This is a genomic window from Pseudomonas khavaziana (assembly GCF_019145205.1).
In the GTDB taxonomy this organism is placed as follows: Bacteria; Pseudomonadota; Gammaproteobacteria; order Pseudomonadales; family Pseudomonadaceae; genus Aquipseudomonas; species Aquipseudomonas khavaziana.
Map to the genome: position 1 here is coordinate 76627 of NZ_JAHSTT010000013.1, position 13593 is coordinate 90219.

At 61.3% G+C, this 13593-nt stretch carries 7 protein-coding genes, 1 other RNA gene and 1 pseudogene; 3 read left to right on the forward strand and 6 right to left on the reverse strand.

Going from position 1 to position 13593, the window contains the following annotated elements; genetic code table 11:
* Nucleotides 1-28: 28 nt before the first annotated feature.
* Together ffs and KVH01_RS24340 are read right to left on the reverse strand one after the other, a co-directional pair.
* Nucleotides 29-125, reverse strand: an RNA gene (gene ffs, locus KVH01_RS24335) — signal recognition particle sRNA small type.
* Between the two features lie 159 nt (nucleotides 126-284).
* On the reverse strand, nucleotides 285-1451 hold the full coding sequence (locus KVH01_RS24340) for a zinc-binding metallopeptidase family protein (protein ID WP_043047054.1): 1167 nt from the start codon (nucleotides 1449-1451) through the stop codon (nucleotides 285-287).
* 85 nt (nucleotides 1452-1536) lie between these two features.
* Between KVH01_RS24340 and KVH01_RS30065 the strand changes: the two are divergent.
* Nucleotides 1537-1626: pseudogene (locus KVH01_RS30065) on the forward strand (outer membrane lipoprotein carrier protein LolA); the annotation flags it as partial.
* Nucleotides 1627-1650: 24 nt separating this feature from the next.
* On the opposite strand, the gene ligA reads toward KVH01_RS30065, so the two are convergent.
* From ligA to KVH01_RS24360, 4 genes are all read right to left on the reverse strand, one after another.
* A complete protein-coding gene (gene ligA, locus KVH01_RS24345) occupies nucleotides 1651-4017 on the reverse strand; it encodes an NAD-dependent DNA ligase LigA (protein WP_217883196.1) in 2367 nt (788 codons plus the stop codon).
* 87 nt (nucleotides 4018-4104) lie between these two features.
* Nucleotides 4105-4968, reverse strand: a complete 864-nt coding sequence (gene zipA / locus KVH01_RS24350) for a cell division protein ZipA (protein ID WP_043047056.1) — start codon at nucleotides 4966-4968, stop codon at nucleotides 4105-4107.
* A gap of 258 nt (nucleotides 4969-5226) precedes the next feature.
* On the reverse strand, nucleotides 5227-8715 hold the full coding sequence (gene smc, locus KVH01_RS24355) for a chromosome segregation protein SMC (protein ID WP_217883197.1): 3489 nt from the start codon (nucleotides 8713-8715) through the stop codon (nucleotides 5227-5229).
* A gap of 2 nt (nucleotides 8716-8717) precedes the next feature.
* Nucleotides 8718-9377 carry a GntR family transcriptional regulator gene (locus tag KVH01_RS24360; protein WP_217883198.1) on the reverse strand — a complete coding sequence of 220 codons (660 nt, stop codon included), beginning with the start codon at nucleotides 9375-9377 and terminating at the stop codon, nucleotides 8718-8720.
* Nucleotides 9378-9657: 280 nt separating this feature from the next.
* Between KVH01_RS24360 and xdhA the strand changes: the two genes are divergently transcribed.
* Nucleotides 9658-11106 (forward strand): xanthine dehydrogenase small subunit, encoded by a 1449-nt coding sequence (xdhA, locus tag KVH01_RS24365; RefSeq protein ID WP_217883199.1) that lies wholly within the window; start codon nucleotides 9658-9660, stop codon nucleotides 11104-11106.
* Complete coding sequence (gene xdhB / locus KVH01_RS24370) at nucleotides 11099-13498, forward strand: xanthine dehydrogenase molybdopterin binding subunit (protein ID WP_217883200.1); 2400 nt, start codon at nucleotides 11099-11101, stop codon at nucleotides 13496-13498. The genes xdhA and xdhB overlap by 8 nt, the downstream gene beginning before the upstream one ends.
* The last annotated feature ends 95 nt before the right edge of the window (nucleotides 13499-13593 follow it).

The following is a 13593-nucleotide window of genomic DNA, read 5'->3' on the forward strand; positions in this document are numbered from 1 at the left end:
ACCGCAGGAGGGAGCGTTATGGAGGCAACCCCACCAGCCACACCCCGGCACACAATGTTCCCGCTGTGGCTGCTGCCTTCCGGCTCTGACCAGGTTCACGGGTAATCGTTGCGGGGGGACCGATGGGGTCACCATAACGACGCTGGCCTCTCGGCAAGCCGCGCCATTGTACCCATCTCATCGGAAGTTACAACCGTAAAAAATGAGAAGCTTCAAGTACTTGCCATGGCGTTCAACAATTGCGCCATCCAATGTGGGGGCTTACCCCTCCCCACAGGGGTTAATCATTGTGCCTGCAGGACCGCATCGGCCCTGCCGCCCTCTTCCTGGATGACCAGGTGAATAAAGTGCAACTTGGCAATCACCGCCGACGGCAGCACGAAGGGGTAGAAATCCGCCTGGCCCATGGCGCGGGACAGTTCGTTGAGCATGCCGGCCAGTTCAATCCAGGCGTTGACGAAGCTGAGGAATGCCGGGCCACCAGGATGCTCGGGATCGTACAGCGTCGCCAGGGCGAACGGCTGGTAATCCAGGTCCATTTCGCGGGCGCTCATGCCAAAGCCCAGGGCAGTGTCCACCGCATCCATCATGTGCAGGTAGTGAGCCCAGGTTTCGGCCCAGTCTTCCCAAGGGTGCATTGTGGCGTAGGCACTGACGCAGTTTTGTTGCCAGTCCGGGCGCGGGCCGTTCTGGTAGTGCTGGTCGAGGGCGTCGGCGTAACTGGCGCGCTCATCGCCGAACAGGGCGCGAAAAGGTTCAAGCCAGTGGCTGTCGGCAATCAGGCGATCCCAGTAATAGTGGCCGACTTCATGGCGAAAATGGCCGAGCAAGGTGCGGTACGGCTCGTGCATCTGTACGCGGACTTTTTCGCGGTGGGCATCGTCGGCTTCCTTGATGTCCAGGGTGATCAGGCCATTGGCATGCCCGGTGGTGGGCGCATTGCCTTGCAGGTCGGTGCCGATGAAGTCAAAGGCCAAGCCAGTGTCTTCGTCGACACTCTTGGGCAGCACTTGCAGGCCCAGGCTGATCAGTTGTGCCACCAGCCGGCGCTTGGCCGTTTCGACCTTGCGCCAACGTTCGGGGTTTTGCGCAATCGACAGATCGGGAATGGTGCGGTTCAGGCTGCAGGCCACGCACAGCGTCGCGGTGCTGTGGGCAGGAATCAGCCAGTTGCAGGCGGCGGGTGAATCGAGGTTTGCACAGCGCCGGAAAGCGCCGGCATCGAGATGATCGTCCGCCAGCCAAGTACCGACCGCAGGCCCAGGTTGCAAGGACGACAGGCGGCTTTGCTGCGGCCGGTAACCCAACGCCGCCTGGCAGGCCAGGCATTGGCTGTTGCGAAAGAACAGCGACTGGCCACACCGGCATTGCCACACCTTGCTGTTGCGCGAAGGTTGGGCCATGAACGGCGCGGCGATGCGCGAACTGAGTTGCTCGAAGTAGCGGAACATGGCGATCTCCCCCTGGAGTGACAGAGACTAGATCATTTCTCGTGAGAGATCGTTCAACACGCCTCTGCTCCCTGTAGGAGCGAGCTTGCTGGCGAAGAGCCTTAACGATAACGCGGGGCGCCTGGTTCACAGCGGCGTCCTCCGGTTCTTCGCGAGCAAGCTCGCTCCTACAGTGTTGAGAGATCGCTCCCACGATCAATCAGACGGTGATGTTGTGCTTGGCCAGGAAGGCCACGAAGGCTTCTTCGTCCAGTACTTTCAGGCCCAGCTCACTGGCCTTGGCCAGTTTCGAGCCGGCGCCCGGTCCCGCCACCACACAGTGGGTTTTCGCCGAAACGGAACCGGCCACCTTGGCTCCCAGACTTTCGAGCTTGTCCTTGGCCACATCGCGGCTCATCAGCTCCAGGGAGCCGGTAAGCACCCAGGTGTGCCCGGCTTCCGGCAAGCCTTCGACCACCTTCTTCTCGCTCTGCCAGTGCATGCCGAAGTCCTTGAGCTGTTGCTCGATGGCCAGGGCGCGATGGGCGTTGTCGGCATTGTCGAAAAAGTCGCGCACGGCCTTGGCCTGCTTCTCGGGCAGCGCCTGGCGCATGTCGAGCCAGTCAGCCTTGATCACGCCTTCAAGGGTGCCGAACTTGTCCGCGAGTTTCTGCGCGGCGCCCGGCCCTACGGAAGGCACGTGCAGCTTGTCGAGCAAGCCGCCCAAGGTGGTGCTGGCAGCGAATTCGGCGCTCAGGTCGCCCTGGTCCTGCAATTGCAGACCGCATTCGTCCGCTGCCAACAACGCACCGATCACTTCCTGGTTGTGGTCGTCTTCAAAGAAACTATGGATCTCATGGGCCACTTCCAACCCCACATCCGGCAAATACGTCAGCACCTCCGGCAAGGCCTTCTGCACACGCTCCAGCGAAGCCAGGGAGCGCGCCAGCACCTTGGCGGTCTCCTCGCCCACATCGGGAATGCCGAGGGCATAGATAAAGCGCGCCAGGGTCGGCGTCTTGCTGTTTTCGATGGCGCTGATCAGCTTCTTGCTGGAGATATCGGCGAAGCCTTCCAAGTCGATGATCTGTTCATACTTGAGCTTGTAGAGATCCGCCGGCGAGCCGATGAGTTTTTCATCCACCAGTTGCTCAATGGTCTTGTCACCCAGGCCGTCGATATCCATGGCACGACGCGAGACGAAATGGATAATCGCCTGCTTGAGCTGCGCGCCACAGGCCAGGCGCCCGACGCAACGGTACACCGCGCCTTCGCTGACGGTTTCCTTGCCCTTGCTGCGCTTGACCAACTGCGTGCGCTCCACATGGGAGCCGCACACCGGGCAGCTCTCGGGGATCTGCACCGCACGGGCGTGTTCGGGGCGACGCTCGGTGACTACCGAGACCACTTGCGGGATCACATCACCGGCGCGGCGGATGATCACCGTGTCACCAATCATCAGTCCCAGGCGTGCCACTTCGTCCATGTTGTGCAAGGTAGCGTTGGCCACGGTCACACCGGCCACCTTGACCGGTTTCAAGCGCGCCACTGGCGTCACGGCGCCGGTACGGCCGACCTGGAATTCCACGTCGAGCAACTCGGTCAACTCTTCCATCGCCGGGAATTTATGCGCGATGGCCCAGCGCGGTTCGCGGGCGCGGAAGCCCAGTTCACGCTGTGAGGCAATACTGTTGACCTTGAACACCACGCCGTCGATCTCATAGCCCAGCGCATTACGCCGCTCGCCAATATCGCGGTAGTAATCCAGGCATTCCTGGATGCCCTTGGCCAGCTTCAGCTCGTGGCTGATCGGCATGCCCCACTTCTGCAACTGCTTGAGGTTACCGACATGGGTGTCACTGATATCTGCGGTCACCTGGCCGATGCCATAGCAGCAGAATTCCAGTGGGCGGCTGGCGGTGATCTTCGAATCCAGCTGGCGCAGGCTGCCGGCCGCAGCATTGCGCGGGTTGGCGAACGTCTTGCCACCCACTTCCAGTTGCGAGGCGTTCAGGCGCTCGAAACCGGCCTTGGACATGAACACTTCGCCACGCACTTCAAGAATGGTCGGCCAACCCGTGCCATGCAGCTTCAAGGGAATATTGCGCACGGTGCGCACATTGACGCTGATGTCTTCGCCCGTGGTGCCATCACCACGGGTAGCGCCGCGCACCAACTCGCCATCCTGGTACAACAGGCTGACCGCCAGGCCGTCCAGCTTCGGCTCGCAGCTGTACTCCACCGCCGCGCCAGCGCCGAACAGATCGCCCACCGGCAGGTCGAGGCCCTCGGTGACCCGGCGATCAAATTCGAGCATGGTGGTTTCATCAAAGGCGTTACCCAGGCTGAGCATCGGGATCTCGTGCTTGACCTGGGTGAACGCCGACAGCGCTGCACTGCCGACCCGCTGCGTCGGAGAATCGCGCGTCACCAGTTCCGGGTGCTCGGCTTCCAGGGCCTTGAGTTCGTGGAAGAGGCGATCGTACTCGGCGTCCGGAATACTCGGCTCGTCGAGCACGTGGTAGCGATAGTTGTGCTGATCCAGTTCAGCGCGCAGTTCGAGGATGCGGGTATGGGCGGCGGTCATGGGTGTTCTCTCATAAAGCAAAAGAGCAGCCGAAGCTGCTCAATATGTTAGTGCATGGATTCTACAGACAACGCTTATGATCGAACCTCAGCGTTTCTGTGTCAGGGCGCGACGCTCGAACTCGACGATGCGCTGACGGTAATGTTCGATGGTCTGGGCGGTCAGGACGCTGCGTTGGTCGTCCTTGAGCTCGCCGTTGAGTTCCTGGGACAGCTTGCGGGCCGCAGCCACCATCACGTCGAACGCTTGTTTCGGGTGACGCGGGCCCGGCAGGCCGAGGAAGAAACTCACCGCCGGAGTGCTGAACAGGTCGATATCGTCCAGGTCGAAGGTGCCCGGCTTGACCGCGTTGGCCATGGAGAACAGCACTTCGCCATTGCCGGCCATGCTTTCGTGGCGGTGGAAGATATCCATCTCGCCAAAACGCAGGCCGCTTTCGAGGATGTTCTGCAACAGTGCCGGGCCTTTGAAACCACCGGCATCGCGGCAGATCACGCTGATCACCAGGACTTCTTCGGCGGCAGGCTGGTCGTTCACCGATTGGCGCGCTGCGCTTTTGGTCGGGGTCTCGTCGGGGAAATCGTTGTCACGGCTGCTGAAGCTCGGGCCGTCATCAACGTCGAGGTTCAGGTCGCCCTGGTGCGGTTCGGCTACCGCTGCACTGCCACGCTTGCCGCGCTTGGACGACGGCTCGCGAGCTTCACGCACCGGCGCGCTCATCGACGGCAAGTCGTGTTCGTCCAGTTGCGGCTCTTTATGGGTATCCAGCACACGGGGCGGCCCCAGCAGCTCGGCGCTGCTGTCGTCGTCGGGCAGGTTGGACAGGTTTCGGTCCAAGCGGAACTTGAGCTTGCCCTTGCCACCGCGCATCCGGCGCCAGCCATCAAAAAGAATACCGGCAATGACAATAATGCCGATGACGATCAGCCACTCGCGCAGACCGATTTCCATGTAATCCCGTGCCTCTATAAAAAATGCTGAAAAATAAGGGGTTTAGCACCGTGCAAACCGCTTTAAAACGTGGCGCCAACTCTATGTTCTGACTGGCGTTTTGCCCACGCACACGAAAAATTGACATTAAACTAGCACGACCAAAGACAACTTTACACCGTCTGTCAAAATGCCTTGAACAAATATGTCCATTTGCCACTTTCGCCAGACCGGTAAACCGCCCTACATCGTGCTGAAAATTCTCTCTCCTGGCGTGGTTCAGGATTCCACCATCGCCATCGCTTCTTCCACATCCACCGCGACCAATCGCGAACAACCCGGCTCGTGCATCGTGACCCCCATCAACTGATCGGCCATTTCCATGGCGATCTTGTTGTGGGTGATATAGATGAACTGCACGGTCTGGGACATCTCTTTGACCAACCGAGCGTAGCGTCCCACGTTAGCGTCATCCAGCGGCGCATCCACTTCGTCGAGCATGCAGAACGGCGCCGGGTTCAACTTGAAGATGGCAAATACCAGGGCCAATGCGGTCAGCGCCTTTTCGCCGCCGGACAACAAATGGATGGTGCTGTTCTTCTTGCCCGGAGGCCGCGCCATGATCGTTACCCCTGTATCGAGTAGATCTTCGCCCGTCAGTTCCAAGTAAGCGCTGCCACCACCGAAAACTTTTGGGAATAACGCCTGTAAACCGCCATTAATCTGATCAAAGGTATCTTTGAAGCGGTTGCGGGTTTCCTTGTCGATCTTGCGGATCACGTTTTCCAGGGTGTCCAGGGCTTCCACCAGATCGGCGTCCTGGGCATCCAGGTAACGTTTGCGCTCGGACTGCTGCTGGTACTCATCGATGGCCGCGAGGTTGATCGCGCCCAGGCGTTGGATGCGTGCGGCAATCCGCTCAAGTTCTTCTTCGGCGTCTTTCTCGTTGGCCTGGGCAGTCAGGGTGTTGAGCACGCCGTGCAGGTCATAGCCGTCTTCAAGCAACTGGTCCTGCAAGGTCTTGCGCCGCACAGTCAGGGCCTGCCATTCCATGCGCTGTTGTTCGAGCTGGCCGCGGATCAACTGGGATTGCTGCTCGGCCATGGTGCGGCGCTTTTCAGCATCGCGCAGTTCGCGGTCGGCATCTTCGAGAGCGATCTGCGCGGTCTTGAGTTCTTCGTCGACGGTCATGCGCTTATCGAGCAACTCTTCGAGCTTGAGGCGCAGCTCTTCCAGTGGCGCCTCGCCCTCCTCCAGGTTCAGGCTCAGTTGCTCGCGCTTTTCGGTCAGGCGTTCGGACTGCATCTCCAGGCGCTCGAGGGCCTGACGCGTGGAGTCGTGCTGGGCGCGCAACGAGCCGAGGCGCACTGCCAACTGGTGGGCGTGATCCTTGTGCTGGCGCGCTTCCTGGCGTACGCGGTCGAGGCGCTCGCGCAGGCTGTCGCGCTGGGCCAGCAGCAACTCGCGCTGCTCGGTGTCCAGGGCCATGCTGTCGAGGGCTTCCTGCAATTGCAGGCGTGCTTCGCCGATCTGCTCGTGTTCCAGGGCGCGCTGCTCGCCCATTTCGGCCACTTCTTCATCGAGGCGGGTGCGGCGCAGGGTCAGTTGTTCGACCTTGGCCTTGCTCGCCGACAGTTGGGCTTTCAATTCGCCCTGCTGGCGCGCTTCGTCCTGCAACAGCCGGCGCAGGTGTTCGCGACCGGTCTCCTGCTGGCGCTGGGTGGCGCGCAGGGTTTGCAGTTCGGTTTCCAGGCTTTCGAGGGTGGCTTCGCGCTCCTCACGCTCGGCGGTCAAATTGACAATTTCCTGGCCTCGGGCCAATACACCGCTTTCGGCTTCACTGGCCCGGCGTACCCGCAGGAAATGGCGTCCGATCCAATAACCGTCGCGGCTGATCAGGCTTTCGCCGGCCGTCAACTGGCCGCGCTGGGCCAGGGCCTGCTCAAGTGACTCAACCGGCTTGACCTGGCCCAGCCACGGCGACAAGTCGATCGCCGCCTCAACCTTGTCCAGCAGGCTGCCCGGCACCCGCGCGCCATCGGTCGCAGGGCTGAGCAGGCGCAAGTCGCCCTGGGCAAAGCCGGCCAGGTCAAAGCCGCCATAATCGTCCACCAGCACGGCTTGCAAATCGGCGCCCAAAACGGTTTCCACCGCCAGCTCCCAACCGGCCTCTACCTTCAAGCCTTCGGCCAGGCGCGGACGCTCGGCCAAGTGCTGGTCGCGCAGCCATTCGGCCGTGCCTGTGCCAGGGTCCAACGCGGCTTGCTGGAGCGCTTCAAGGGATGCCAGGCGACCATTGAGACGCTGCAAATCCCCCTGGGCCTGTTGCTGCGCCTGGGTCGCCGTGTGCAATTGCTGACGCAATTGCTCCAGGCGCTCCACTTGCTGTTCTTCGCTGGCCTCCAGCTCTTCGAGGGTCATTTCGCTTTCGGCCAGTTGCTCGCTTAACTGCATGATCGCCGCGTCTTCCGGGTCGGCGGCGAGCAATACGCGCTCTTCCTGCAGACGGCGCTGGCGCTCGGCCAGGCGTTCCATGCTGGTTTCCAGCTGCTGGATGCGCGACTGCTGCACCTCGGCCTGGCGGCGTGGCTCGGCCGATTTCAGGTTGAAGGCGTCCCACTGCTCCTGCCAGCCGTGCATGGTGGTTTCGGCTTCTTCCAGGGCGGCGGCGGCTTCTTCGGCGGCAGCGTTGGTGATTTCCTGCTCGGGGGTGAGCATGTCCAGCTCTTCGCCGAGGGTCAGCAGCAAGGTGCGGTCATGGCCCAGGTGCGATTCGGTTTCCAGGCGCGCGCGTTCGGCTTCCTTCAGGTCATCCTGCAACTGGCGCAGGCGCTGCTGGCCGTGCTGGATGCTCTGCTCGACCCGGGCGATATCGCCGCCCACTGAATAGAAACGGCCCTGCACCAGATTGAAGCGTTCGGAGAGTTCATGGTGGCCGTCACGCAGGCGCTCGATGCTGGCGTCGGCGTTGCGCTGCTCGGCCACCAGCGCTTCGAAGCTGATTTCCTGGGTGCCAATGATCGCTTCGCGCTGGCCCACCTGGTCATTCAGCGCCTGCCAGCGCAGGGCCGAGAGTTGCGCCTTGAGCTGGCGCTCTTCGCCCTTGTATTCCTGATACTTTTCGGCGGCCTGGGCCTGGCGGTGCAGGCGCTCCAACTGGCGCTCCAGCTCTTCGCGCAGGTCAGTCAGGCGGGCGAGGTTTTCATGGGTGCGGCGGATGCGGTTTTCGGTCTCGCGACGACGCTCCTTGTACTTGGAGATACCCGCCGCTTCTTCGATAAAATTGCGCAGGTCTTCGGGCTTGGCTTCGATCAGCTTGGAGATCATGCCCTGTTCGATGATCGAATAACTGCGCGGGCCCAGGCCTGTGCCGAGGAAGATGTCGGTGATGTCGCGACGACGGCACTTGGTGCCGTTGAGGAAGTAGCTGTTCTGGCTGTCGCGGGTGACTTTGCGGCGGATCGAGATTTCCGCATAGGCCGCGTACTCACCGACCAGAGTGCCGTCGGAGTTATCGAACACCAGCTCGATGCTGGCCTGGCTCACCGGCTTGCGGCTGGTGGAGCCATTGAAGATGACGTCGGTCATCGACTCGCCGCGCAGGTTTTTTGCCGAGCTCTCGCCCATCACCCAGCGTACGGCGTCGATGATATTCGACTTGCCGCAGCCATTGGGCCCCACCACTGCCGCCATGTTGCTGGGGAAGTTCACCGTAGTGGGGTCGACGAAGGATTTGAACCCCGCCAACTTGATGCACTTGAGCCGCACGTCTAGGCGTCCGCCAGCGCAGCGATGACCAGCGAGCTGCTGCGCTCGCAGTAAGCCGACAGCACCAGGCGAATTTGCACCAGATCACGGGCCAGTACGGCAGCCAGCAATTGCTCGAACAGCGCCAGGTATTCGCTCATGGACGCCTTGCGTTGGTCCAGGGCCAGGTAATAAGCGCGGTTCATCGCCGGTTGCAGGTTTTCGACGGTTTCCTGCAGATACGGATTGTTGGCGAAGGGGTAGGCGGCGCGCATCACATTGAAGCTTTCTTCGACGAAGGCGCGGATATCTTCACGCTCGAAACTGGCTTTCAGCCGTTGCTGGATCTGCAGGAACGGCGCCATGTCGGCCTGGGTTTGCCAGCCTTCGGCTACTGCGTTACCGAGCAGGATGTACATCTCGCCCATCAACGTACACAGGCTCTGCACCTTGTGCGCGGTGAGCTCGGTGACATGGGCACCACGGCGCGGCAGTATCGCGATCAGGTGGCGACGTTCGAGGATCAGCAAGGCTTCACGCACGGAACCACGGCTGACGTTGAGCGCCAGCGTGACCTTCTGTTCCTGGATCCGCTCCCCAGGCTTGAGATCGCCGCGAATGATACGTTCGGCGAGGTGGTGAGCAATTTGCTCGGCGAGACTGTCCGGCGCCTTGAACGTCATGTTTTCCCTTCAAAATCTTCTATCGGTACAAGCGCGGCAGTGTAGCGCATTGACCCGCTGATGGCGCTACGCCCACCGTGGCGAATTTGGCATGAAATAAGCAACGTGCAAAGCCTGCACGCCGTCCAAAACACCGGTTCCAGAAGACTGAACCATAATTGAAAGTGTTGCGACCGCATTTTCTTGACCCTTAAGTCAGAAAAACATTGACCGAAAAGTCAGACATGACTAGATTCGGCGCAAAGCGGTTAACAACAATAATGAGTCTGCGAGGCCTTCCGTGATCCAGTTTTTACTCAACCAGGAACTCCGTAGTGAGCACGCCCTGGACCCCAACCTGACCGTGCTCAACTATCTGCGTGAGCATGTGGGCAAGCCCGGTACCAAGGAAGGCTGCGCCAGCGGCGACTGCGGTGCGTGCACCGTGGTGGTCGGCGAATTGCACACCAACGATCAGGGTGCCGAGCAGATTCGTTATCGCAGCCTCAATTCCTGCCTGACCTTTGTGTCGTCGTTGCACGGCAAGCAACTGATCAGCGTCGAAGACCTCAAGCACCAGGGCCAGCTGCACAGCGTGCAACAGGCCATGGTCGAGTGCCACGGCTCGCAGTGCGGCTTTTGCACCCCGGGTTTCGTCATGTCGCTGTTTGCCCTGCAAAAGAACAGCGATGCCCCCGACAGCCAGAAAGCCCATGAAGCCCTGGCCGGCAACCTGTGCCGCTGCACCGGTTATCGCCCGATCCTCGCCGCCGCCGAACAAGCCTGCTGCAACAAGCCCCAGGACCAGTTCGACAGTCGCCAGGCCGACACCATTGCACGTCTCAAAAGCATCGCACCAACCCAGACCGGCGAACTCAACAGCGGCGACAAACGCTGCCTGGTGCCGCTGACCGTCGCCGACCTGGCTGACCTCTACGATGCCTACCCCCAAGCCCGCCTGCTGGCCGGCGGCACCGACCTGGCGCTGGAAGTCACCCAGTTCCATCGCACCCTGCCGGTGATGATCTACGTCGGTAACATTGAAGAAATGAAGCGCATCGAAGATTTCGACGACCGCCTGGAAATCGGCGCGGCCACGGCCCTCTCCGATTGCTACGCCGCGCTGCATCACCACTACCCGGACTTTGGCGAGCTGTTGCACCGCTTCGCCTCCCTGCAGATCCGCAACCAGGGCACCCTGGGCGGCAATATCGGCAACGCCTCGCCGATTGGTGATTCGCCACCGCTGCTGATTGCCCTGGGTGCGCAGATCGTCCTGTGCAAAGGCAACACCCGCCGCACCCTGGCACTGGAAGACTATTTCATCGATTACCGCGTCACCGCCCGCCAGGACAGCGAGTTCATCGAGAAGATCATCGTACCCAAGGGCCATGCGCTGTTTCGTGCCTATAAGGTGTCCAAGCGACTGGACGATGATATTTCCGCAGTCTGCGCCGCGTTCAACTTGAAGATCGACAATGGGGTAATCAGCGAAGCCCGCGTTGCCTTCGGCGGCATGGCCGCCACGCCAAAACGCGCAAAAAGCTGCGAAGCCGCGTTGGTGGGCGCTACCTGGAACAGCGCCACCGTGGAAAAAGCCTGCGCCGCCCTGGCCGAGGATTTCACCCCACTGTCGGACTTCCGCGCCAGCAAGGAATACCGCCTGCTCAGCGCGCAGAACCTGCTGCGCAAATACTTCATCGAGCTGCAAACGCCGCACATCGAGACTCGGGTGACCGCTTATGTCTAACCATCACGCCGTCGTAAAGACCCAGGCCGAACTGGCCGAGCTGTTTGCCCAGGACTTGACCTCCGGGGTCGGCCGCAGCGTCAAGCATGACAGCGCCGCCAAACACGTCAGCGGCGAAGCGCAGTACATCGATGACCGCCTGGAATTTCCCAACCAGTTGCACCTGTATGCGCGCCTGTCCGACCGTGCCCACGCCCGCATCCTCAGCATCGACACTGCGCCCTGCTATGCCTTTGATGGCGTGCGCATTGTCATCACCCATGAAGACGTACCGGGCCTGAAAGACATCGGCCCATTGATGCCCGGCGACCCGTTGCTGGCCATCGACACCGTGCAGTTCGTAGGCCAGGTGGTGCTGGCCGTGGCGGCCCGCGACCTGGAGACTGCCCGCAAGGCGGCGATGGCCGCCGTGATCGAATACGAAGATCTGGAGCCGGTACTGGATGTAGTCGAGGCCTTTCGCAACAAGCATTTCGTGCTCGACAGCCACACCCACCAGCGCGGTGACTCGGCCGCGGCGCTGGCGAGCGCCAAGCACCGTATCCAGGGCACCCTGCACATCGGCGGCCAGGAACACTTCTATCTGGAAACCCAGATCTCCTCGGTCATGCCCACCGAAGACGGCGGCATGATCGTCTACTGCTCCACGCAAAACCCCACCGAAGTGCAGAAGCTGGTAGCCGAAGTACTCGACGTGTCGATGAACAAGATCGTGGTCGACATGCGCCGCATGGGCGGCGGTTTTGGCGGCAAGGAAACCCAGGCCGCCAGCCCCGCATGCCTGTGCGCGGTGGTGGCGCGCCTCACTGGTCAGCCGACCAAGATGCGCCTGCCGCGGGTCGAAGACATGCTGATGACCGGCAAGCGCCACCCCTTCTATATCGAATACGACGTGGGCTTCGACGACAGCGGTCGCCTGCACGGCATCAACCTGGAACTGGCGGGTAACTGCGGCTGCTCGCCGGACCTGTCCAATTCGATTGTCGACCGCGCCATGTTCCACGCCGACAACTCGTATTACCTGGGCGATGCCACGGTCAATGGCCATCGCTGCAAGACCAACACCGCGTCCAACACCGCCTACCGCGGCTTCGGCGGTCCCCAGGGCATGGTCGCCATCGAGGAAGTGATGGACGCCATCGCTCGCCATCTGGCCCTTGATCCGTTGGTGGTGCGCAAGGCCAATTACTACGGCAAGACCGAGCGCAACGTCACCCATTACTACCAGACCGTCGAACACAATATGCTCGAAGAGATGACCGCCGAGCTTGAAGCCAGCAGCCAGTATGCCGAGCGCCGCGACGCGATTCGCCTGTACAACGCCCACAGCCCGATCCTGAAAAAGGGCCTGGCGCTGACCCCGGTGAAATTCGGCATTTCCTTTACCGCCAGCTTCCTCAACCAGGCCGGTGCGTTGATCCATATCTACACCGACGGCAGCATCCACTTGAACCACGGCGGCACCGAGATGGGCCAGGGCTTGAACACCAAGGTCGCCCAGGTGGTGGCTGAAGTGTTCCAGGTGGACATCGATCGCGTACAGATCACTGCCACCAACACCGACAAGGTGCCCAACACCTCGCCCACTGCCGCTTCCAGCGGTGCGGACCTTAACGGCAAGGCGGCGCAGAATGCCGCTGAGACCATCAAGCAGCGCCTGGTGGAATTTGCCGCGCGCAAGTACGACGTCAGCGAAGCGGACGTGGAGTTCCGCAACGGCCATGTGCGCATACGCGAGCAGATCCTGACGTTCGAAGCGTTGATCCAGCAGGCGTATTTCGCCCAGGTCTCGCTGTCGAGCACCGGCTTCTACAAGACCCCGAAAATCTTCTACGACCGCAGTCAGGCGCGGGGCCGGCCGTTCTACTACTACGCCTTCGGCGCCGCCTGTTGTGAAGTGATCGTCGACACCCTGACCGGCGAATACAAGATGCTGCGCACCGACATCCTCCACGACGTGGGCGCCTCGCTTAACCCGGCTATCGACATCGGCCAGGTCGAAGGCGGCTTTATCCAGGGCATGGGCTGGCTGACCATGGAAGAGCTGGTGTGGAACGACAAGGGCAAGCTGATGACCAACGGCCCGGCCAGCTACAAGATCCCCGCCGTAGCGGACATGCCGCTGGACCTGCGGGTCAAGCTGGTGGAAAACCGCAAGAACCCGGAAGACACGGTGTTCCACTCCAAGGCCGTGGGTGAGCCGCCGTTCATGCTCGGGATTGCTTCGTGGTGCGCGATCAAGGATGCGGTGGCGAGTTTGGCTGACTATCGCCAGCAGCCGAAGATCGATGCGCCGGCGACGCCGGAGCGGGTGTTGTGGGGGTGTGAGCAGATGCGGCAGGTTCAGGCGGTGAAGGCCATTGAGGCTGAAACTGAGATGGCTTCGCTCTAGACCGCGGCGCTGCCATCGGGAGCAAGCCCCCTCCCACATTTGAAGGTATTCACAGAGCAAATGTGGGAGGGGGCTTGCTCCCGATGACGACCGAA

Excerpts from the sequence above, each read along its gene's own strand:
- KVH01_RS24340 (WP_043047054.1), bottom strand. The coding sequence starts at position 1,451 with ATGTTCCGCTACTTCGAGCAACTCAGTTCGCGCATCGCCGCGCCGTTC.
- KVH01_RS24360 (WP_217883198.1), bottom strand. The coding sequence starts at position 9,377 with ATGACGTTCAAGGCGCCGGACAGTCTCGCCGAGCAAATTGCTCACCAC.
- xdhB (WP_217883200.1), top strand. The coding sequence starts at position 11,099 with ATGTCTAACCATCACGCCGTCGTAAAGACCCAGGCCGAACTGGCCGAG.
- ligA (WP_217883196.1), bottom strand. The coding sequence starts at position 4,017 with ATGACCGCCGCCCATACCCGCATCCTCGAACTGCGCGCTGAACTGGAT.
- zipA (WP_043047056.1), bottom strand. The coding sequence starts at position 4,968 with ATGGAAATCGGTCTGCGCGAGTGGCTGATCGTCATCGGCATTATTGTC.